This window comes from Halotalea alkalilenta DSM 17697, from assembly GCF_000621205.1.
Lineage (GTDB): Bacteria > Pseudomonadota > Gammaproteobacteria > Pseudomonadales > Halomonadaceae > Halotalea > Halotalea alkalilenta.
Genome location: NZ_JHYY01000025.1, coordinates 1 through 21,506 on the forward strand (window position 1 = coordinate 1; position 21,506 = coordinate 21,506).

Consider the following 21,506-nt stretch of genomic DNA (forward strand, 5'->3'; position numbering starts at 1 on the left):
CGGCGCCGCTCGGGACGAACGGGTTGGGGTCGGCACCCCGTTCGTGTCCTTCGATGCGCTTCGCTTACTCAGGATGCTCGGATAGCCGGTGAGGAACGAGCCGAGTCGAACCACGGCCTCACCACCACCGCTCGGGGCGAACGGGTTTACTGATCCGTCCATGCCGGTACGCCCTAGGGCTTAGTGTCTTCCGCTCCGGCTGCCGGTGCGCGGTCCGGCCAGAACCGTATGCCGGGGCGGGCAAGGCCGCCGCCCAGCGCTGCAACGGTACCGTCGGCACGCCAGCAGGCGGCACCAGTCATGCCGCCGTCCTCGTCGAAGGCGATCGCGTTCATCCCGCCGCCGATGTGCGGCATCACCTTCACTTGGTGCCCGCGAAGCTCGAGCGCGCGCTTCGCGCTGCCATAGCCGCTTTCGATCTCGACCTCCTGCCCTTGCGTCCATATCCGCGGCGCTTCGACCGCTTGCTGCAGGCTCATGCCGTGGTCGATCAAGTTGACGATCGCCTGGAAGGCGGAAGGAAAGATCCGCAGGCCTCCGGGGAGGCCGAGGGCGAAGACCACGCGTCCCTCCTTCAGCACCATCATCGGCGCCATCGAGGTGGGCACCCGTTTGCCGGGCACCACCGAAAGCGCCTTGCCTGGATGGGGATCGAAGTTGCTCATGTAGTTGTTGGGAATGATCCCAGTGCCGGGCACGATGAAGCGGGCGCCGAAGAGTCCGTTGATCGTATGAGTGGCCGAAACGACGTTGCCATCGCGATCGGCCACGGTGATGTGGGTGGTATCACGGCTCTCCCTGAGCGGGTCGGGGCCGCCGACGCTGCCTCCGGCCTGCCGGATCAGCGCTCGACAGTGCGCGGCATGGTCTTTCGAGATCAGCCTTTCGACCGGCACGTCGACGAAGGCGGGATCGCCGCTATGCGCCCTGCGATCGGCGAAGGCGATGCGGATGATCTCGGCCAGCAGGTGCAGGCTCTCGGGCGTGCCGAACCCTAGCCCGCGCACATCGAAGGCCTCGATCATGTTCAGCATCTGCGTGACGTGCACGCCTGACGAGGCCGGTGGCGGCGGGCCGACGATCTCGAAGCCGCGGTAGCTGCCAATGATCGGCGCGCGCTCGATCGCCCGATAATCGCGCAGGTCCTCGAGCGTCACCCAGCCGGCGTCGGGTCCGCCGGTGGCGATTCGCTCGGCCAGCGCCGCGCCGAGCTCGCCACCGTGCAGCGCCGCTGCACCTTGACTTGCGATCAGCCGCAGGCTTTCGGCGTAGTCGCCCTGGATCAGCCTTTCGCCCGGCGCTGGCGCTCGGCCTCCGGGCAGCAGCACGGCGGCCATCGCGGGATCGAGGGCAAGCTCCGCCGCCGCCTCTCCGATCGCACCGGACAGGTAGTGGGTCACCGCGAAGCCCCGCGAGGCGAGGCGGATCGCCGGCTCGACCACATCACTCCAGGGCAGCCGGCCGAAACGCGCCTGCATATCGCACCATCCAGCGAGGTTCCCCGGTACCGCCACCGACGAGGCGCCGATCGCATTGCGCCGATCCTTGGCCTCCATGTAGTCAGCAGGCGCAGCCGATAGCGGCGTGTAGATTTCCGGGTTCATGCCCTTCGCCGCACAGGAGAGCGCATCGATGACCACGTGGCGGCCGTCGGCCAGCCGCAGGTGCGATAGCCCGCCTCCCGCGATGCCGACCATCATCGGCTCCACTACGGTCAGCGCGAGCAGCGCGGCCGCCGCTGCGTCTATGGCGTTGCCGCCCGAGGCGAGGATTTCCGACCCGGCCGCAGAGCCGAGCGGGTGGTTGGTCACGACGACGCCACCGGCACCGGAGGCGGGACGTTTTTCGCAGCTGAAGGGAAAAGGCGTGGCCATGGAGGGGTGGCGCGGGTCCATCGTCGAAGCTCCTCGGCAATCGAAGACCCCAGCATACCTCCCCGCCGGGCATTTCGGGTATCGACGCTCAGCGCGAGCGCACGCCGATCGGCGCGGCTAGCGGTAGGCGCTGCCTTCGACGTAGCGGTCGTTGAGCGCGTAGTCGCCGATCTCGAGCAGCTTGTAGGCCACCGGATCGTGCAGGGTATGGGTGCGGATATCGCGCCAGAAGCGGTCGAAGCCATAGCGGTTATGGGTGGCGCGCGCGCCCATCAGTTCGAAGATCCGGGTGCAGATCTCGAGCCCACTACGAGTAGCGTGCGCCTTGGCGATCGCCACCGCGGCGGCGGCCTCGCCGCGCTGCTCGGCCGTGAACGCCTCGCCTGCGGCGAGCAGCTCGGCCATCCGCTCGGCGGCTCGGTCGGCCAGGGCGATCATCGACTCGAGCATGATCCAGAGTTCACCGAACTGGGTTCGAATCAGTACATCCTCGCTGGCCGACGCCGCATCGGAATGCAGCCACGGCCGGGAGGAGTGATGAATGAAACGCTTGGCGGCGCGCAGGGCGCCGAGCGCGAAGCCGATGTAGAAGTTGGTGAACAGCGACTGGTTGACCGGCCCGCGAATGGTGGTGACGAAGCGCCCTCGAGAATCATCGCGCTCGAATACCAGCTCATCAGCGGCGGCGAGTACGCCCTCGAGTCCAACGCTGCCGCTCTCGCTGCGCTCGAGCCCGATCGCGTCCCAGTCCCCACCGAGGGTGATCCCCTCGCGATCGACCGGCAGCAGTGCGAAGCCCGCCTGCTGGGAGTCGCGATGCCTGACGCTAAAGGTAAGCAGGTCGGCGAACCCGCTGCCGGTGCAGAAGTGCTTGCGTCCGTCGAGCACGAAACCATCGCCTTCGGGCCGCGCCAGCACATCGTCGTCGCGAGGATTGACCACGCCGGCGAGCCACAGCCGCTGTTCGGCGATGCGCCGTTCGAGCGCATGCCAGCGCGGTGTCGGCTCGCGGCGCAGGTGAAAGGTCTGCATCAGATGATAGCCGAGCACCGCGCCCACCGAACCGTCTCCGGCGGCTACCTCGCGCACCACCCGGCAGAGTGCGGGCCAGCCCAGCCCAAGCCCGCCCCTGGAGGCCGCGATCCCGGCAGTGGACAAGCCACTGTGCTTGAGTCGCTCGATCGCCTCGAACGGCAGGCGATCTCGCGCCTCGCGCTCGCCAAGCCCCGCGGAGAACTCGGCGGCGAGCGATCGGGCCGTCTCCAGCGCCTGGGACTCGATCCGCGCCTGGTCTGTGGCATTACGCTCGATGCGATAGCCGACTTCGTCACTGCCTCGTTCGCTCATCGCGCTCCCCTTAGGATGCATACGCTGTACAGAGCGCCACCATAAGCAAAGCAGCCGCGGGTTTGAAATTCCCTTGAAGGATTACCTGATTCCATTTCCGAGCATGAACCGATAGCGGATCACGATACGATCAGACTGGAGGCGGCCGTCGGAGCCCTGCGCCTGCGCTGGTCGACGGCACTTTCGGATCGCTAGACCAAGCGCTTTTCCAAAATCTCGAAACGCAGGTCGTCGCGCAGCGGAACGCCGAAGCGCTCGTCACCGTAGGGAAAGGGCTTGTAGACACCGCTGCGGCGAAAGCCGCGGCGCTGGTACCACTCGATCAGCTCGCCCCGCTGCTCGATCACGCTGATCCGCAGCCACTCGACGCCGAGCCAATCACGCGCCAGGCACTCGGCCTCGCCGAGCAGCAGCCGGCCGATGCCCTCCCCTTGCAGGCTCGGGCGTACGGCGAAGGTGCCGAAATGGCCTTCGCCATCCGCCAAGGCCAGGTGACCACAGCCGAGCAGACGCCCATCGCGCTCAGCGACGATCACCCGGCTTCGCGGACGCTGGATGTCTCGACGCAGCAGCAGCGGGTCGAGGCGCGGGCCACCGAGCAGCGAGGCTTCAGTGGTCCAACCGCCAGCGTCGATCAGGCGATAGGCCTCGGTGACCAAGGCGACCAGCTCGGTCACATCACCCTCGGCCGCATCACGAAAGCGTGGCGCGGCGGCGCTCATTACTCTTTGACTTCCATGTACTCGCGCGCCCAGATCCGGTACTCCTCGAGCGTCGAGTACTTGGTCGAGAGCTCGGAGGCGGAGAGCTTGGAGGCGGTGACGCCGCGCTGTTCGCGCAGGCAGTCGTAGGTTGCCTTGATCGCGGCGAAATAGGCCGCATGGCCGTTGACCACCACCCGCACGCCGAGTTCGGCGAGACGCTCGAGATCACGCAGTTCCGGGTTGCCGTAGGCGATCAGCATCATCGGAATGCTCAGATGCTCCGAGACCCTGGCGAGATGGTCGATATCACGGATGCCTACCATGCAGATGCCGTCCACCCCCGCCGCCTGGTAGCGCTTGACCCGCTGGATCAGGGCGTCGTCGTCGAGCACGCCGGCATTGGTACGAGCGAAGATGGAAAGCTCAGGATCCACCCGGGCCTCGATCGCAGCGCGCAGCTTGCCGACCATCTCATCGACGCAGATCAGATCGGTGGACTTGTGGCCGAACTGCGCCGGCAGCAGGGTATCCTCGAGGGTCAGCATCGCGATGCCCGCGCGCTCGAGCTCGGTGACCGTGCGCATCACGTTGAGCGCATTGCCGTAGCCGTGGTCGGCATCGACGATCACCGGCAGCTGCGCGACGCGGCCGATCCGGGTCGCCTGTTCGACGAACTCGCTCAGGGTGATGAGCGCGAAATCAGGCGCGGCGAGCACCTGCAGCGAGGCAACGGAGCCACCGAGGATGCCGACTTCGAAGCCAAGATCAGCGGCGATGCGCGCAGACATCGGATCGAACACCGAGGCGGTGTCGTAGCAGGCATTGGAGGCAAGCAGCTGGCGGAACTGGACCCGCAGCTCGCGCTGGGAAGTGGTGGACATCTAAACCCTCCATGGAAAGGAGTGGATGCACTGCGACGCAAAGCGCAGTACGCGGGGAGCGACACTTTCCACCCGACGGTGAAACGCCATCGAACGGACGCGGGCGGAGGATGCCGGGAGGAAGCGGACGGAATCGAGTTCGAGCCCGATAGGGCGGCGGCCAGGGAACGCCCTCTGCGCGAGGCCATCCAACGCTTACCACCCCCGTCCGCCAAGCCGGATTCATCGCGCCATGATAGCTCCACGCGATGGAATCGGCGACCCGCAGGCGCCGGGATGCCACGCCCAAAACCTGACGATGCGGACCTTGGATGAAGAAGAGCGCAAGCCTGGGCAACGACGCTCCGGCGAGGAGCGAGGCTCACTCCCGCCGGAGGTCGACTGCGAGCAGCAGGCGCTCGAGCCTTTGATCTCGAATCGCCAACCGATGCAGGTCGTTCACCGTGTTGTGCAGGTACTCGCGGCAGCTGCCGAGCACCCCGCGGCCGGTACTGAGCAGTTCGACCATCTCGGCGTCGGTGAGCCGGGGGATGTAGCGCGGATGATGGGGATTGCCGACGAAGGCGATCGCCCAGGTAGGGCCCTGCTCGGTGACCAGCCGGACCCAGCGCGGCTGGTAGGCGCCGGTGAGCATCTCCCTGCGCCAGACCAGCAGCAGTTCGTGCTCGATGCCGGCCTCGGGCACGCGGATCGCCATTCCCCGGCAGGAGCCGCCGGGGACCAACGCCAGCATCAGCCCCGGCCACTGCTCGGAGCCACGGCCATGGGTGAGCTTGAGACGAAAATCGCGATGATAGCCGTAGAGCCGCGAGGTGCGGTGCTCGACCACCTCGACGCAGGGGTTCCAGATCAGCGAGCCGTAGGCGAACAGGAATACCCCATCGACCCCGCGAGCTTCCTCGGGCCGTCGCTCGAGCATGGCGCGGATCGAGTCGCGCAAGGCATCATCGTCGAACAGCGCTATATCGGGGTAGTGGCGCTCGAAGTAATGCCTGATCAGGTTGTGCTCGAGCGTCTGCCGGGTCATCGGAATGGTTTCACTCGTCGCCACGGCGGCGCTACAGCTGGTTTCTTCTCTCATCGATTGACAGCCCGGCTTGCCGGCATGCTCCTCCAAGTGACCAGGCGGAGCAGGACTCCGCGATCGCCTTCGCCATGCATGTTAGACGAAAGGCGACATGGTTCGGGCGACGAATCATTCTACGCCTAGAGACCAAGCCACCCAAGCCGCCGCGCTAGACGCGCGATCGCCGCACCAGGATCAGGTTGAGCAGGATCGCGGTGAAGGTGGCGGTGCCTATCCCATCGAGGGTGAAACCACCGATCGCCAGATGAAAATTACCGGCACCGAGCACGAGGGTCGCGGCAATCACGATCAGGTGCTTGGTATCGCCCAGGTCGACTCCGTTCTGCAGCCAGATCCGCGCGCCCGCCACTGCGATCAGGCCGAACACGACGATCGAGGTGCCGCCGAGCACCGGTCCCGGAATGGTCTGGATCAGCGCGCCAAACTTGGGTGAGAAGCCAAGCAGGATCGCGAGCAAGGCCGCCGCAACGAAGATCAGCGTCGAAAACACCCGGGTCACCGCCATTACCCCGATGTTCTCGGCATAGGTGGTCACCCCGGTGCCGCCCACCGAGCCTGACACCATCGTCGCCACACCATCGCCGAGGAACGCACGGCCGATCCAGGGGTCGAGATTACGCTCGGTCATCGCGCCCACCGCCTTGATATGGCCCAGGTTCTCCGCTACCAGGATCACCGCCACCGGGGCGATCAGCGCGATCGCGCCGAGCTCGAAACTCGGCGAGGAGAACACCGGCAGCCCCAGCCACGGCGCTTCGAACACCGGGGAGAAATCGATCGGCGTCCCCAGCCCGAAGCCGTTGGCGACCACCGCATAGACCAGATAAGCGCTCAGCAGCCCGAGCAGGATCAAAAGCCGCTGGGCGAGCCCGCGACTCCACACCGCGGCGAAGCCGATGCACAGCACGGTGACCATCGCCATCCAGCTTTCGAATGCGCTGTTCGAGACGCTCGCCACCGCCACCGGCGCGAGGTTGAGCCCGATCATGGTGACGATCGCGCCGGTCACCACCGGCGGCAGCAGTCGCTCTATCCATCCCGTTCCCAGCGCCATCACCACCAGCCCGATCAGCGCATAGACCAGGCCACAGACGATGATCCCGCCGAGCGCCAGGCCGATCTGCGGATTGGCGCCGCTGCCGGCATAGCCGGTCGCGGCGATCACCACGCCGATGAAGGCGAAGCTGGAGCCGAGATAGCTCGGCACCCGGCCACCGACGATGAGAAAGAAGATCAGCGTGCCTACACCCGACATCAGGATCGCGAGGTTGGGATCGAACCCCATCAAAAGCGGCGCGAGCACGGTCGAGCCGAACATCGCCACCGCATGCTGCACCCCCATCACCCCGGTCTGGAGCAGCGAGAGCCGCTCGTCGGGGGCAACGATCGCGCCCTCCCCGGCCCCTTTCAGCCGCCATTTCGGAAACCATCCTTCGGCCACGCCGCTTCTCCCTGATCGATTGAATATGGTGCGCCCCGATCCGCGCCTCGCATGCTCCGACGTATCTACTAGCCTGATATCCATGCGCCGCGCAGGACCATCGGGCAGGAGGCCCGCCATCGCGCGCGGCGCCTCGTGACCAACGCCAGACGATGAATGGAGGCCAGGATGCGCCACGACTACGATTATCTGATCATCGGTGCCGGCATGGTAGCCGACGCTGCCGCGCGTGGGATCCGCGAACTCGACGCCGAGGGCACCATCGGCGTGCTCGGCGAGGAGCAGGATCCACCGGTAACCCGCCCGGCGCTGTCGAAGAAGCTCTGGACCGACCCTGAATTCGGCTACGACCAGATATTCCCGGATACCAGCGGCGATACCGGGGCGGCGTTGCGCCTCGGCGTTCACGTCAGCCGTATCGACCGTGCGGCCAAACGGGTCGAGACCAGCGATGGCGGCAGCTATGGCTACGGCAAACTGCTGATCGGCACCGGCGGCGCGCCCAAGCGCCTCGAGCTGCCGGCAAGCGAAAGAGTACTCTACTATCGCACCGTCGAAGACTACCGCAAGCTGCGCGAACTGGCGGGCGAGCAGCGGCACGTGGCGGTGGTCGGCGGCGGCTTCATCGGTACCGAGCTCGCAGCCGCCCTGGTTCAAAACGGCGCCAGGACCACCTTGATCCTGCCCGAGCGGACCCTTGGCGAGTCGCAGTTCCCCGCGGCGCTGGCCGAGCGCCTCCACCAGACCTTCCTCGACCATGGGGTGGAGCTGATCGGCGGGCACGAGGTCGTGGACGGCGAGGAGCGCGGCGGCAAAGTGGTGGTGCGGCTCGACGATGGGCTCAGCATCGAAGCGGACGCGGTCGTGATCGGGCTCGGCATCACTCCCAACCAATCGCTCGCCGAGCAAGCGGGGCTTGCGGTCGATGAAGGCATCATCGTCGATGCGCGGCTCGCCACCGAGGATCCCGACATCTTCGCCGCCGGCGACGTGGCCAAGTACCCGGATGCGATCCTCGGGCGCCAGCGGGTCGAGCACGTCGACAACGCCAAGCGGATGGGCCGCTGCGCGGGCAGGATCATGGCGGGCTCGGACGAGCGCTACACCTATACGCCCTATTTCTATTCGGTGCTCTTCGATCTGGGCTACCAGGCGATCGGCCGGCTTTCGAGCCAGCTGCAGATGGCTGAAGAGTGGCTGCAAGCGCCAGCGCAAAAGGGCACGGTGTACTACCTCGACGACCACCGCTTGGTCGGCGTGCTGCTGGTCGGGTTCGACGCCGACGAGCAGGCGGAAAAACTCGATCACGCCCGGGGGCTTTTGGCCGACAAGGGCCCATTCGACCCGGACACGCTGGTCGGCAGAAAAACCGACTAGCGCTCGAGCGGCGGCCATCGGTCGGGCAATGCCTCGGCCAGCAGCCGGTCGCGCAGCCAGCCGCCGGCGATGCCCAGGCCGCGCTGGCGGTGCCAGCCGAGCTCGAGCTCCACCCAGCGCTCGAGACCGGGCGCGATCGGCGTGACCAGCTCGGGCCTTGCGGGCGAGGCGGCGATCACGTGGTCCGACATCAGCGTCCACCCCACCCCGTGCTTGACCAGTTCGAGCATCACGAAATGGCTTTCGACCCACCAGACGTCCGGCGCGATGCGCTCGGCCTGGCGCGAGCTGCGCTGCCCGCGAGTGGCGACGATCAGCTGGCGATACCGCTTCAGGTCTTCACGCTCGAAGCCCCCCGCGGCGAGCGGATGATCACGCCCACAGACCAGGCGCAGCGGCACCCGGCCGATCGGCCGGGTCTCGAGCGTGGCCAAGGGTTCGGACGGTCGGCACATCACCCCGAGATCGGCGCTGCCGGCATCGATCATCCGACCGACATCGTCGAGCAGCGGGAAGTGCAGCTCGACCTCGACGGTAGGGAATCGCGCGGCGAAATCATCCATCAAGCCGCCGATCAGCCGTTCCGGATAGAACTCGTCGATCGCCAGTCGCAGCCGTGGCTCGATCCGCTGGTCGAGCCGCCGTGCCACGCCGAGCAGATGCTCGCGCTGCTCCAGCAGGCTGAGCGCCTCGGCCAGCATCCTTCGGCCGTTGGCGGTCAGTACCGGCAGCCGCTTGCTGCGATCGAACAGCGCGAAGCCGAACTCGAGCTCCAGGTTGGCGACATGGGTACTGACCAACGATTGCGCCTTACCGAGACGCCGGGCCGCAGCGGAGAACGAGCCTGCCTCGACCGTGGTGACGAAAGCGACCAACTGCTCGTGGGTAGGATTCATCCACCGACCTTCTATCTGGATTACAGATGGATTCCAACTTTAATTCAGCTCGATGATAGATGATAGTGCCGCGCACCGCCCATCCAGGAGAGCCCGATGCGCACCACCCTCGACCGCCTGCGCCACACCCTGCTGTTCGAAGCGATCGGCATCCTCATCGTGCTGCCGCTCGGCAGCTACGCCTTCTCCCTCTCCCCCGGCCACATGGGCGTGGTCGGGATCGTAAGCGCGGTGATCGCGGCGGTCTGGAACTACCTCTACAACCTGGGCTTCGATCATGCGCTGCGCCGCTGGCGCGGCAGCCTGCACAAGGGAGTGACGATGCGGATCTTCCACGCTTTGCTGTTCGAAGCCGGCCTGCTCTCGATCCTGCAACCGCTGGCAATGCTCTATCTCGGCACCGATGCGCTCGCCGCCTTCTCGCTGGTCGCTTCGCTCGCGGTGTTCTACGTCTGCTACGCCTTCATCTACAACTGGGCCTACGACCGCCTCTTTCCGCTGCCTGCCACCGCCGCCGCCGTGCCCAGCGCCATGGCGCAGCGGCCCTGACCTCCAGCCGAGCCGAGAACGTCGCGGATCGCCAAACCTTTTTTCAGATTTAAGCCCCTCTGGTAATGCTCCTCGCCCTGATTAATGTGGGCCGCTTCTTGTCCGCCGACGAGCAGCAGCTCGCCCACCAACAACGAGGAACGACACCGCATGTCAGCTCCCGCTCCGGGTAACGCACCCGCCAGCGCCGGCTTTCGTTTGGCACTCTGGCAGCAAATCATGATCGCGCTGGCGCTCGGCCTGGTCACCGGCCAACTGCTCGGCGAGGACGCGCAGTACCTCAAGCCGATCGGCGACTTGTTCATCAACGCGATCATGATGCTGATCGTGCCGCTGATTTTCGCTTCGCTGATCCAAGGCATCACCTCGATGAGCGACCCGGCCAAGATGGGGCGGGTCGGCGGCAAGACCGCGGCGATCTACATGCTCACTACGGTGTTCGCCATTTCACTCGGCATGTTCGCGGCCTGGCTGTTCCAGCCCGGCGCCGGTACCGGCATGAGCTTCGCCGCGCAAGGGGGAGAGGCCGCCAAGGAGGCCCCCTCGCTGGCCCAGATCCTGATCGACCTGGTGCCGCGCAACCCGCTGGCGGCGATGGCCGAGGGCAACATCCTCCAGATCATCGTCTTCTCGCTGATCCTCGGCATCTCGCTGAGCCTGATCGGTGATGCGGCGGCCCCGATGGTGCGAGGCATCGACAGCCTCGCCCAGGCGATGTTCAAGATGACCAGCCTGGTCATGGCCTGCGCACCGATCGGCGTGTTCGCCCTGATCTCCTACGTGTCGGGACGCTACGGACTCGAGGTGCTGGTGCCGCTGGCGAAGATCATCGGCGTGGTCTACGTCACCTGCATCTTCCACGTGCTGGTGGTCTACTCGGGAATGGTCGCGGTATTCACTCGGCTCAATCCCTTGCGCTGGCTGCACGGCAGCATCGATGCGCTGATGGTCGGCTTCTCGACCACCTCGGGCGCCGCCACCCTGCCGGTGTCGCTGCGCTGCGCCACCAAGCACCTCGGGGTATCGAAGGGCGTCGCCAGCTTCGTGCTGCCGGTGGGCGCGACGATCAACATGGACGGCACAGCGATCTACCAGGGCGCGGTGACACTGTTCATCGCCCAGCTGATCGGCGTCGAACTGACCACCATGGACTACCTGATGATCGTGATCACCGGCACCCTGGCGACGATCGGCACCGCCGGGGTACCCGGCGCGGGGCTGATCATGCTGTCGATCATCCTGGTCCAGGTCGGGCTGCCGCTCGAGGCGGTGGCGGTGATCGCCGGCATCGATCGCATCCTCGACATGGCGAGGACCACGGTCAACGTCGCGGGCGACCTGATGACCAGCGTGGTGGTCGGTCACAGCGAGGGCGAACTCGACCGCGAAGTCTACGATACCCCGCGCATCTCCTGAGCCTCGCGGCAACCCGTCGCGAATACCGTCGTCGATGCGAGGCGGGCGTACGAAAAGGGGCACCCGTCGATCGGGTGCCCCTTCAGATTAATGACAAACCCCTTTTAGACCCAGCGACACTTTCGATCCTGGCGAGTCGAGAACCGTTTTCGCCCCAACGAACCTATCGCTCGTTTAGATGCGAGGGGCGGACCCCTCGCGCTCCCCCTTTGGGGGACGCGCCGCCACAAAAGCGCGAAACCCTGGCCGATCAATCGCTTGCCCTCGGGTCGGCGCGCATGGACGTCCCTGTCCGGGCGCGCCTTTTGCGACATCCATGTCGCAAACCCCGGTGCAATCGATTGCCGGCCAGCGCGCTCTTGGAGGCGGCTACAAAGCATCGTGGCATCTTCAAATACTTTGTCGGCAGTCTGAAGGGGCACCCGTCGGTCGGGTGCCCCTTTCAGTTGCCGTCTTCGTTGCCATCTTCCTGCGGCAGGAGAACGACCCAGTCAGACGTTGAGATAGTCGAGAATGCCTTCGGCCGCCTTGCGCCCCTCGTAGACCGCGGTGACCACCAGGTCCGAGCCGCGCACCATGTCGCCGCCGGCGAAGATCTTCTCATTGCTGGTCTGGAAGGCGAAGTGCAGCTCTTTTTTCAGGTCCTGCTCGGCGGCGACCACCCGGCCGCGCTCGTCGATCTCGACGCTGTGGTCTTCGAACCACTCGATCTCGGTCGGCTGGAAGCCGAAGGCGACGATCACCGCGTCGGCATCGAGGATCTCCTCCGACCCCGGCACCACCTCGGCGCGACGACGGCCGCGCTCGTCGGGCTCGCCCATCCGGGTGCGCACCAGCTTGACGCCGGTGGCGCGCCCTTGCGAGTCACCGATGATCGCGATCGGCTGGCGGTTGAAGAGGAACTCGACTCCCTCCTCGCGCGCGTTCTTCACCTCGCGCCTGGAGCCGGGCATGTTCTCCTCGTCGCGCCGGTAGGCGCAGGTGACCTGGGAGGCGCCCTGGCGGATCGAGGTGCGGTTGCAGTCCATCGCGGTGTCGCCGCCGCCCAGTACCACCACCCGCTTGCCCTGCATCGACACGTAGTCGGCCGGGTTGGCGTTGAAGCCGAGGTTGTAGTTGACGTTGGAGATCAGGAAGTCGAGCGCCTTGTGCACGCCGGCGAGGTTTTCGCCGGGGAAGCCACCTTCCATGTACTTGTAGGTGCCCATGCCCATGAACACCGCGTCGTACTCCTCGATGAGCTCCGCCATCTGCACGTCGCGGCCGATCTCGACGTTGAGCCGGAATTCGACCCCCATCTCCTCGAACACGCCGCGACGGCGCTTCATCACGTGCTTTTCGAGCTTGAACTCGGGAATCCCGAAGGTCAAAAGGCCGCCGATCTCGGGGTAGCGGTCGAATACCACCGGCTTGACCCCGTTGCGCACCAGGATGTCGGCGCAGGCCAGTCCCGCGGGGCCTGCGCCGATCACCGCGACCCGCTTTTCGGTCCAGACCACCTGGGACACGTCGGGGCGCCAGCCGAGCGCGAAGGCGGTATCGGTGATGTACTTCTCGATCGAGCCGATGGTCACCGCGCCGAAGCCGTCGTTGAGGGTGCAATCACCCTCGCAGAGCCGATCCTGCGGGCAGACCCTGCCGCACACCTCGGGCAGCGAGTTGGTCTTGTGCGACATCTCGGCGGCTTCGAGGATGTTGCCCTCGGCGACCAGCTTCAGCCAGTTCGGGATGTAGTTGTGCACCGGGCACTTCCACTCGCAATACGGGTTGCCGCAGTGGAGGCAGCGATGGGCCTGGCTCGCCGCCTCGGCCGGCCGGTAAGGCGCATAGATCTCGGTGAACTCGCGCGAACGGGTGCGCGCGTCCTTCTTCTCAGGGTCCTGACGACCTACGTCGAGAAACTGGAAGTCGTTTGCAAGGCGTTCTGCCATGGGAAGACTCTCCCTCATCGGTCAGGGTCCGGCGCACCGCCGCATGGCGCGGCGGTGCCGACGAATCATTCTGGGCTGCGGCTCGACTGGGCGAGCAGGCTCTTCAAGTTCGCGGCCTTCGGCTTCACCAGCCAGAAGTTGCGCAGGTAATCGTTGAATTCGTCGAGGATACGCAGGCCCCAGGCGGAGCCGGTCTCCATCACGTATTCCTGGAGCACCTCGCGCAGATGGCGGCGGTAGGCCTCCATCGTCTCGGTATTGATCCGTCGGATCTCGACCAGCTCGTGGTTGTAGCGGTCGACGAAGCCGCGGTCCTCGTCGAGCACGTAGGCGAACCCCCCGGTCATTCCCGCGCCGAAGTTGACCCCGGTGGGGCCGAGCACGCAGACCAAACCGCCGGTCATGTACTCGCAACCGTGATCGCCGACTCCCTCGACCACCGCATGGGCGCCTGAGTTGCGCACCGCGAAGCGCTCGCCGGCCTGGCCGACGGCGAAGAGCTTGCCGCCGGTGGCGCCATACAGGCAGGTGTTGCCGATGATCGAGGTCTTCTGGCTTTCGAAGCGGCTGCCAGCGGGCGGCGTGAGCACCAGCTTGCCGCCGTTCATGCCCTTGCCGACGTAGTCGTTGGCGTCGCCTTCGAGATACATCTCGAGGCCGCGCGCGTTCCACACCCCGAAGCTCTGGCCAGCGATTCCCGTGAGCCGGACCTTGAGCGGGGAAGACTCGAGCCCCGCCTCGCCATAGCGCCGGGCGATCTCGCCTGAGACCCTGGCACCGATCGAGCGGTCGCAGTTGGTCACCCTGAACGAGAACTCGCCGCCCTCGCCCGACTCGATCGCCGCCATCATCGCGCCGAGCATCTCTTCGTTCTTCGCCCCCGGGTCGTGCGGCTCGTTGCGGCGCGTGGTGCAGAACTGCGGCGCCGCTGGGTCGACGAAGTCGTTGGCGAGCAGGTCGTCGAGCACGATGCGCTGCTGGGCGCGGGTCTCGCCCTCGATTCGCTCGAGCAGGTCGGTGCGGCCGATCAGATCGGTGAGCTTGCGCACCCCGAGGCTCGCCAGCAGTTCGCGCACCTCCTCCGCGATGAAGTGGAAGTAGTGCTTGACCATATCGACGGTGCCGCGGAAATGCTCATCGCGCAGCCGGCCATCCTGGGTCGCGACCCCGGTGGCGCAGTTGTTGAGATGGCAGATCTTGAGGTACTTGCAGCCGAGCGCGACCATCGGCGCGGTACCGAAGCCGAAGCTCTCGGCACCGAGGATCGCCGCCTTGATCACGTCGAGCCCGGTCTTGAGGCCGCCGTCGGTCTGCAGCCGGATCTTGTGCCGCAGTCCATTGGCGCGCAGCGCCTGATGCACCTCGGGCAGGCCGAGTTCCCAGGGCGAACCGGCATGCTTGATCGAGGTCAGCGGACTCGCCGCAGTGCCGCCGTCGTAGCCGGAGACGGTGATCAGGTCGGCATAGGCCTTGGCCACGCCGGTGGCGATGGTGCCGATACCGGGTTCGGAGACCAGCTTGACCGAGACCTGGGCACGCGGATTGACCTGCTTGAGATCGAAGATCAGCTGGGCGAGATCCTCGATCGAGTAGATGTCATGGTGCGGCGGCGGCGAGATCAGCGTCACCCCCGGCACCGCGTAGCGCAGCCGCGCGATCAGCCCATTGACCTTGCTGCCCGGCAGCTGGCCGCCCTCGCCCGGCTTGGCGCCCTGGGCGACCTTGATCTGCATGACCTCGGCGCTGGCGAGATAGGCCGGGGTGACGCCGAAGCGCCCGGAGGCGATCTGCTTGATCTTCGAATTGCGGATCGTGCCGTAGCGCACCGGGTCCTCGCCGCCCTCGCCGGAGTTGGAACGCCCGCCGGTTTCGTTCATCGCCTGGGCCAGCGCTTCGTGGGCCTCGGGCGAAAGCGCGCCGAGCGACATCCCGGCGCTGTCGAAACGCAGCAGCAGCGCCTCGATCGGCTCGACCTCCTCCAGCGCGATCGGCTCCAGGCCGTCTTTGAGCTTGAGCAGGTCGCGAATCGTCGCCACCGGCCGCTCGTTGACCAAGCGGGCGAATTTCTTCCATTTCTGGTAATCGCCCTGCTGCACCGCCTGCTGCAACGCCATGACCACATCGGGGTTGTAGGCGTGGTACTCGTAGCCGTGGACGTACTTGAGCAGGCCACCCTGGCGGATCTGCTTGCGCTTGATCCGCGCGTCCTGGGCGAGCAGCTGCTGCTGGAGCTGCAGCTCGGCGAAGCCGGCACCCTGGATGCGCGACGCCATCCCCGGGAAGCAGAGATCGATCACCTCCTGGTGCAAACCCACGCCTTCGAACAGCAGCGAGCCGCGATAGGAGGCGATGTGCGAGATCCCCATCTTGGAAAGGATCTTGAGCAGCCCCTTCTGCAGCCCCTTACGGTAGTTCTCGCGCCCCTCGGCCGGGTCGCCGGTGAGCTCGCCGGTGCGATGCATGTCGGCCATCACCTGGTAGGCGAGATACGGATAGACCGCGGTGGCACCCGCGCCGAACAGCACCGCCATCTGGTGGGCATCGCGGGCGAAGCCGGTCTCGACGATCAGGTTGACCCTGGGCCGCAGCGCCAGCTTGCCGAGCGCCGCGTGCACCGCCCCGATACCGAGCGCGGCGTGGATCGGCAGTTGCCCCTCGCGCATCTCGGCATCGCTCAGCACCAGCATGACCTTGCCCTCGCGCGCAGCGGTGATCGCTTCCTCGCACAGCGCCTCGATCGCCTGGCGGAGCCCGAGTCGCTCCGGGTCGTACCAAAGCGAGAGCTCCTTGCTCTGGAACGCGGGATCCTCCTGGGTGGTCAGCGCGGTGAACTTGCGCGGCGAGAGGATCGGCGTGGTCAGGATCAGCCGGTTGGCATGATCCGGCGTAGCGGCGAAGACGTTGCGCTCGGCGCCGAGACAGGTCTCGAGCGACATCACGATCGCTTCGCGCAGCGGATCGATCGGCGGATTGGTGACCTGGGCGAACTTCTGGCGAAAGAAGTCGGTGACCAGCCGCGGCTGGCGCGACAGCACCGCCATCGGCGCATCGTCGCCCATCGAGCCGACCGCCTCCTGGCCGCTCTCGGCGAGCGGGCGCAGCAGCTGGTCGCGCTCCTCGAAGCTGACCAGGAACATCTTCTGGTAGCTGAGCAGCTTGTCGCTGTCCATCGGCACGAAGCGGGCCAGCTCGGTCAGCGCCGACTCGAGATAGTGGGCGTTCTCGCGCAGCCAGCGCTTGTACGGATAGGCCGACTTCAGCCGGTCGTCGACATCGCTGGTGTGCAGCACCTCGCCGGTGTGGGTGTCGACCGCGAGGATCTGCCCCGGACCGACGCGGCCCTTGGCGATCACGCTCTCGGGTGCGTAGCCGTGCACCCCGATCTCGGAGGCGAGCGTGATGTAGCCGTTGTCGGTGATCACCCAGCGCGCCGGACGCAGCCCGTTGCGATCGAGGGTACAGACGGCGTGACGGCCGTCGGTGATCACGATGCCCGCGGGGCCGTCCCAGGCCTCCATGTGCATCGAGTTGAATTCGTAGAACGCGCGCAGGTCGGCGTCCATGGTCTGCACGTTCTGCCACGCCGGCGGCACCATCAGCCGGATCGCGCGATGCAGCTCCATGCCGCCGGTGAGCAGCACCTCGAGCATGTTGTCCATGCTCATCGAGTCGGAGCCTTCGGCGCTGACGATCTGGTCGAACTCGCCGAGGCCAGGCAGCAGCTCGCTCTTGAAACTCTGGCGCCGTGCGTTGGCCCAGCTACGGTTGGCCTCGACGGTATTGATCTCGCCGTTGTGGGCCAGAAAGCGGAAAGGCTGGGCCAGCGGCCAGCGAGGCGCGGTATTGGTCGAGAAACGCTGGTGGAAGACGCAGATCGAGGTGCGCATCCGCGCATCGCTCAGATCGCGATAGAACGCCGGCAGGTCGGCCGGCATCATCAGGCCCTTGTAGGAAACCACCTTGGCCGACAGCGAGCAGACGTAGAACTCGGAATCCGAAGCCAGGCGTACCTCGGCGTGCCGGCGCGCCATATAGAGGTCGACCGCGAACAGCGCATCATCGTCGCGGCTCTGCGCGGGGCCGACGAACACCTGTCGGATACGCGGCTGGCAAGCGAGGGCGATCGGGCCGCAGACGCTCGGGTCCACCGGAACTTCACGCCAGCCGTAGAGCTCGAGCCCACGCGCGGCGAGCTCGGCGTCGAGCGTCGCGCGCGCCGCACTTTCACGAGCATCGTCATCGGCGAAGAAGACGGTACCGACCGCGAAGCGTTCGCCAAGTGTGACCCCGAGCTCTTCACGAGCGGTCTCACGCATGAACACGTCGGGCATCCGGAACAGCAGACCGCAGCCATCGCCGGTCTTGCCGTCGGAGTTGATCCCACCGCGGTGCGTCATGCAGGCCAGTGATTCGATCGCCGTATTGAGCAGATCGAAACTCTCCTCACCCTGCATGTGGGCGATAAGGCCAAAGCCACAGTTGTCGCGAAACTCACTGGGACGATGAAGACCTCTCATCATGAAGTGCCTCTCGAGGTGCTTGTATCCAGTTTCTGACGAAGATATATTGATCTGTTTTGTCATTCCCCCGACATAGAATTCGGGCGGTAAGCACCCGGCCACAGGTGGGTGAACGGGCCAGCGAGCATAGCGAGGTTCAGGAACGGGGCGCAATACGTCACTCCCCTTCAAATTCACGCTAAGCGACTGATATCGCGCTGCATTTTCTCCCTTTTCGGAGAAAAAACCCTTATCCTTTCATACGTTTGCGCAATGGATGAGAATGATTCCATCGAGTTGTGGAACGGCGTTCTTTAACTCAAAAAGCCATGCCGATTTTGCATGGGCCATGCAAATTTAGACGATCACCATCGTCAAGTCGCACCAAGGCGAGATGGAAATCCCGCCGCTCGCACCAAGTTGATGCAATTTTTGGCACCGAACTGCGCCCTGCTTGCGCCTCGCCGCTTCCCATCCGCAGGGTCATCGCCCCCAACCTGGGCACCGGAACGCCGAAGGCGCCAGGCTCCCCGTGGGAAGCCGGCGCCTTCGAGACAGGCTTGGGAGAGCGCGCTCAGAACAGCCCGAACAGCGCGCCGAGCCCGAGCAGATAGAGACTGAACAGCCAGATGATCGGGAAGGAGAACCTGAGGTGCTGGCCCATCTGCACCCCGGCAAGCCCCACCGCCAGCCATACCGCCGGCGCGAAGGGACTGACGAAGGTGCCCGCGTTGTTGCCGATCGCCATCGCGTAGACCACCGAGCGGGGGTCTACACCGGCCGGCGCGGTGACTTCCTGCACCACCGGCAGCAGCGCGAAATAGTATGCGTCGGTACTGGTCAGCATATCGAGCGGCACGCCGAAGATCCCGACCACCACATGCAGCCAGGCGATCGATTCCCGCGGCAGGGTATTGGCGAGATCGTTGGCGATCGAGGTCAGCATCCCCCCATCCGAGAGGATACCGAGGAAAGCCCCCGCGGCGCCGATGATCGCCGCCATGTTGAGCGCCTGGGGCGCATGCTTCTTGATCGCAGCGGCCTGGTCCGCGGGGCGCGGCAGGTTGACCGCGAAGGCGGCGCCGAGGGCGAGCATGAAGGTGTAAGCCGGTGCTAGCCATCCCATCGCCAGCACCGCCACCACCGTGATCACGATAGCCAGGTTGATCCAGAAGTGCCGAGGCAGGCCCACCTCCGGGATGCCCGGCTCTTCGTCGTCACCGAACTGCGCCTGCACCCGGCGCTGAATCCGCTTGAACTCGGGCAGGCGACGGGGTTCGCTGGCGGCATGGGCGGCCACGGTCGGCTGCATCGTCATCGCACGATGGCTCGATGGTTCACCATGCTGGGCGCGAATCAGCCGCTGCTCCCGCCAGCCGAACAGCGCGGCGAGCGCCATGGCGCCGATCATTCCGGCCAGCTGCACCGGGATCAGCGCATGCCAGAGCTCGGTGGGGTCGACCCCGGTGACCGCGCCAGCACGCCCGATCGGCCCGCCCCAGGGCACCATGTTCATCACCCCCATCGACATCGACATCAGCAACAGCAGCAAGAGTGGGCGCATGCCGAGGCGCTGGTAGAGCGGCAGCAGCGCGGGTATCACGATCAGAAAGGTCGCAGCGCCAGAACCATCGAGGTGAACGATGGCGGCGAGCAGCGTGGTCATCACCGCGACGGCGATCACATTGCCGCGAGTGAGCTTGATCACCCCGCGCACGATCGGATCGAACAGACCGCGCTCCTTCATGATGCTGAAGAACAGGATCGCGAACATGAACATGAAGGCGACGTTGGCCACCCGGGTGACGCCGGACTGGAAGAAATCGGATATTTCGCTGAGCGAATAGCCCGCCGCCAGCGCCCCGGCGAAGGGAATCGCAGTCAGCGCCACCAGCGGACTGAGCTTTTCGGTGATCAAGGTGGCGACGATCGCCACGATGACGATGAGGCCAATGATGGTGAGCACGGTGAGACTCCTCTCAAGATCGAGACGCTGCGGTCGAGGCCATGACAGGGTCAACGATCGACGCCCTGTTCTTGTAATACCGCCGGCGCGGTGAACGGGCTGGAGGATAGAGAGTCGCCGATGAGCGAGCAAAAGGGCGAAACGGCAGGCGAACGGCGGAATCTACGCTGTTGGTCGAATATCGAGGGAACCGGATGGAGCCGGTTCGCAGAGGATCGAGATTGTTGAAATTAATAAAATGTTAAAAAATTTATGAAACCAGCATTCCGACTAGACCAAAGGACAACAGCGACGATGGTCGCATTGCGCATCCATCGCCGCACGCTTGCAGCGCTTCAGCCAATCGAGTCGCCACGCTGGCGAGCCAGGGTGGCGCGAGGGTAGGCCTTCAGCATCTCACCCAGCAGCGCTTCGTCGACGTTCGCCTCGACCCGCGCCTGTCCGAGCCGGTCGAGCAGCACCAGGCGCAGCCCGGCATCGAGCACCTTCTTGTCGAGCCTCATCAGCTCGAGGAACCGTTCGCTGCTCATTCCCTCCGGCGCATGGACCGGCAGGCCGGCGGCGCGCAGCAGCGTCTCCACCCGAGCCAGCGCGGCGGCGTCGAGATCGTTGAGCCGGGCTGACAGGGTCGCGGCCATCATCATTCCGCTCGCCACCGCTTCTCCGTGCAGCCAGCGCCCGTAGCCCTGGTCGGTCTCGATCGCGTGACCGAAGGTATGGCCCAGGTTGAGCAGCGCACGCACGCCCTGCTCGGTCTCGTCTTCGGCGACGATCTCGGCCTTCACCGCACAGCTGCGCAGGATCGCCTCGGTCAGCGCCTGGGCGTCGAGGGCGCGCAGCGCTTCGACGTTGTCCTCGAGCCAGGAGAGGAACTCGAGATCGCGGATCAGTCCGTACTTGATCACCTCGGCGAGCCCGGCCGAAAGTTCGCGCGGCGGCAGGCTCTCGAGGGTGGCGGTGTCGATGATCACCGCGCGGGGCTGCCAGAACGCGCCGATCATGTTCTTGCCGCGTGGATGGTTGACCCCGGTCTTCCCTCCCACCGAGGAGTCGACCTGGGAAAGCAGCGTGGTGGGCATCTGGATGAAAGCGATGCCGCGCTGGTAGCAGGCCGCGGCGAAACCGGCCATGTCGCCGATCACCCCTCCGCCGAGCGCGATGATGGTGGCGCGCCGGTTGAACCGCGCGGCGAGCAGCCCGTCCCAGATCCGCTCGACGCAATCGATGGTCTTGTACTGCTCGCCGTCGGGGAGAATCGTCTCGGCGAGCCGATAGTCGCCAAGCTGGGCCTTGACCCGCTCGAGATAGAGCGCCGCGACCGTCTCATTGGTGACGATCATCACCTGGCGTCCGGCGATGTAGGGCGCATAGAGATCACCGCGATCGATCAGCCCCGGCCCTACGTGGATCGGATAGCTGCGCTCGTCGAGCTCGACCATCAGGGTCTGCATGGAAATTCCTCGATACTGGCGCGGACGCACGGAGCATAGGCGTCCGGATGGAGTGGAATGAGCGAGCGGGGCTTGACGCGCAAGGGC

Annotated in this window: 14 protein-coding genes; 3 read left to right on the top strand and 11 right to left on the bottom strand. The window is 65.7% G+C overall.

What is annotated here, in order from left to right; genetic code table 11:
- Positions 1 to 173 precede the first annotated feature (173 nt).
- The 6 genes from ggt to Q376_RS0105105 all read right to left on the bottom strand — a co-directional run bounded on the left by ggt (position 174) and on the right by Q376_RS0105105 (position 7,334).
- Positions 174 to 1,895: a gamma-glutamyltransferase gene (gene ggt / locus Q376_RS0105080; RefSeq protein ID WP_155834159.1), complete on the bottom strand. Its 1,722-nt coding sequence runs from the start codon at positions 1,893 to 1,895 to the stop codon at positions 174 to 176.
- Between the two features lie 96 nt (positions 1,896 to 1,991).
- Entirely contained in the window at positions 1,992 to 3,221 is a 1,230-nt protein-coding gene (locus Q376_RS0105085; RefSeq protein WP_081803403.1) for an acyl-CoA dehydrogenase family protein, read from the bottom strand.
- A 191-nt stretch (positions 3,222 to 3,412) separates the two neighbouring features.
- Entirely contained in the window at positions 3,413 to 3,943 is a 531-nt protein-coding gene (locus Q376_RS0105090; protein WP_027349402.1) for a GNAT family N-acetyltransferase, read from the bottom strand.
- Positions 3,943 to 4,806: an isocitrate lyase/PEP mutase family protein gene (locus Q376_RS0105095; protein WP_027349403.1), complete on the bottom strand. Its 864-nt coding sequence runs from the start codon at positions 4,804 to 4,806 to the stop codon at positions 3,943 to 3,945. The genes Q376_RS0105090 and Q376_RS0105095 overlap by 1 nt, the downstream gene beginning before the upstream one ends.
- Positions 4,807 to 5,167: 361 nt before the next feature.
- Complete coding sequence (locus Q376_RS21475; protein ID WP_081803404.1) at positions 5,168 to 5,887, bottom strand: gamma-glutamylcyclotransferase; 720 nt, start codon at positions 5,885 to 5,887, stop codon at positions 5,168 to 5,170.
- Between the two features lie 154 nt (positions 5,888 to 6,041).
- Entirely contained in the window at positions 6,042 to 7,334 is a 1,293-nt protein-coding gene (locus Q376_RS0105105; protein ID WP_027349404.1) for a solute carrier family 23 protein, read from the bottom strand.
- A 168-nt stretch (positions 7,335 to 7,502) separates the two neighbouring features.
- Here Q376_RS0105105 and Q376_RS0105110 point away from each other — a divergent pair, with 168 nt between their 5' ends.
- On the top strand, positions 7,503 to 8,711 hold the full coding sequence (locus Q376_RS0105110) for an NAD(P)/FAD-dependent oxidoreductase (protein WP_043446365.1): 1,209 nt from the start codon (positions 7,503 to 7,505) through the stop codon (positions 8,709 to 8,711).
- Here Q376_RS0105110 and Q376_RS0105115 read toward each other — a convergent pair.
- Complete coding sequence (locus Q376_RS0105115) at positions 8,708 to 9,607, bottom strand: LysR family transcriptional regulator (protein ID WP_027349406.1); 900 nt, start codon at positions 9,605 to 9,607, stop codon at positions 8,708 to 8,710. The genes Q376_RS0105110 and Q376_RS0105115 overlap by 4 nt on opposite strands.
- 96 nt (positions 9,608 to 9,703) lie before the next feature.
- Here Q376_RS0105115 and Q376_RS0105120 point away from each other — a divergent pair, with 96 nt between their 5' ends.
- Positions 9,704 to 10,156, top strand: coding sequence for a PACE efflux transporter (locus Q376_RS0105120; RefSeq protein WP_027349407.1), 453 nt, complete (start codon positions 9,704 to 9,706; stop codon positions 10,154 to 10,156).
- A 150-nt stretch (positions 10,157 to 10,306) separates the two neighbouring features.
- Positions 10,307 to 11,572 carry a dicarboxylate/amino acid:cation symporter gene (locus tag Q376_RS0105125; RefSeq protein WP_027349408.1) on the top strand — a complete coding sequence of 422 codons (1,266 nt, stop codon included), beginning with the start codon at positions 10,307 to 10,309 and terminating at the stop codon, positions 11,570 to 11,572.
- Positions 11,573 to 12,063: 491 nt separating this feature from the next.
- On the opposite strand, the gene Q376_RS0105130 is transcribed toward Q376_RS0105125, so the two are convergent.
- From Q376_RS0105130 to aroB, 4 genes are all read right to left on the bottom strand, one after another.
- Positions 12,064 to 13,503 (bottom strand): FAD-dependent oxidoreductase, encoded by a 1,440-nt coding sequence (locus tag Q376_RS0105130; protein WP_027349409.1) that lies wholly within the window; start codon positions 13,501 to 13,503, stop codon positions 12,064 to 12,066.
- Positions 13,504 to 13,568: 65 nt separating this feature from the next.
- The gene (gltB, locus tag Q376_RS0105135; RefSeq protein WP_027349410.1) at positions 13,569 to 18,023 is read right to left on the bottom strand and encodes a glutamate synthase large subunit; all 4,455 of its coding nucleotides are present in this window, start codon (positions 18,021 to 18,023) and stop codon (positions 13,569 to 13,571) included.
- A gap of 553 nt (positions 18,024 to 18,576) precedes the next feature.
- On the bottom strand, positions 18,577 to 19,968 hold the full coding sequence (locus Q376_RS0105140; RefSeq protein WP_027349411.1) for a CitMHS family transporter: 1,392 nt from the start codon (positions 19,966 to 19,968) through the stop codon (positions 18,577 to 18,579).
- 335 nt (positions 19,969 to 20,303) lie between these two features.
- A complete protein-coding gene (gene aroB, locus Q376_RS25315) occupies positions 20,304 to 21,419 on the bottom strand; it encodes a 3-dehydroquinate synthase (protein WP_052364967.1) in 1,116 nt (371 codons plus the stop codon).
- Between the last annotated feature and the right edge of the window lie 87 nt (positions 21,420 to 21,506).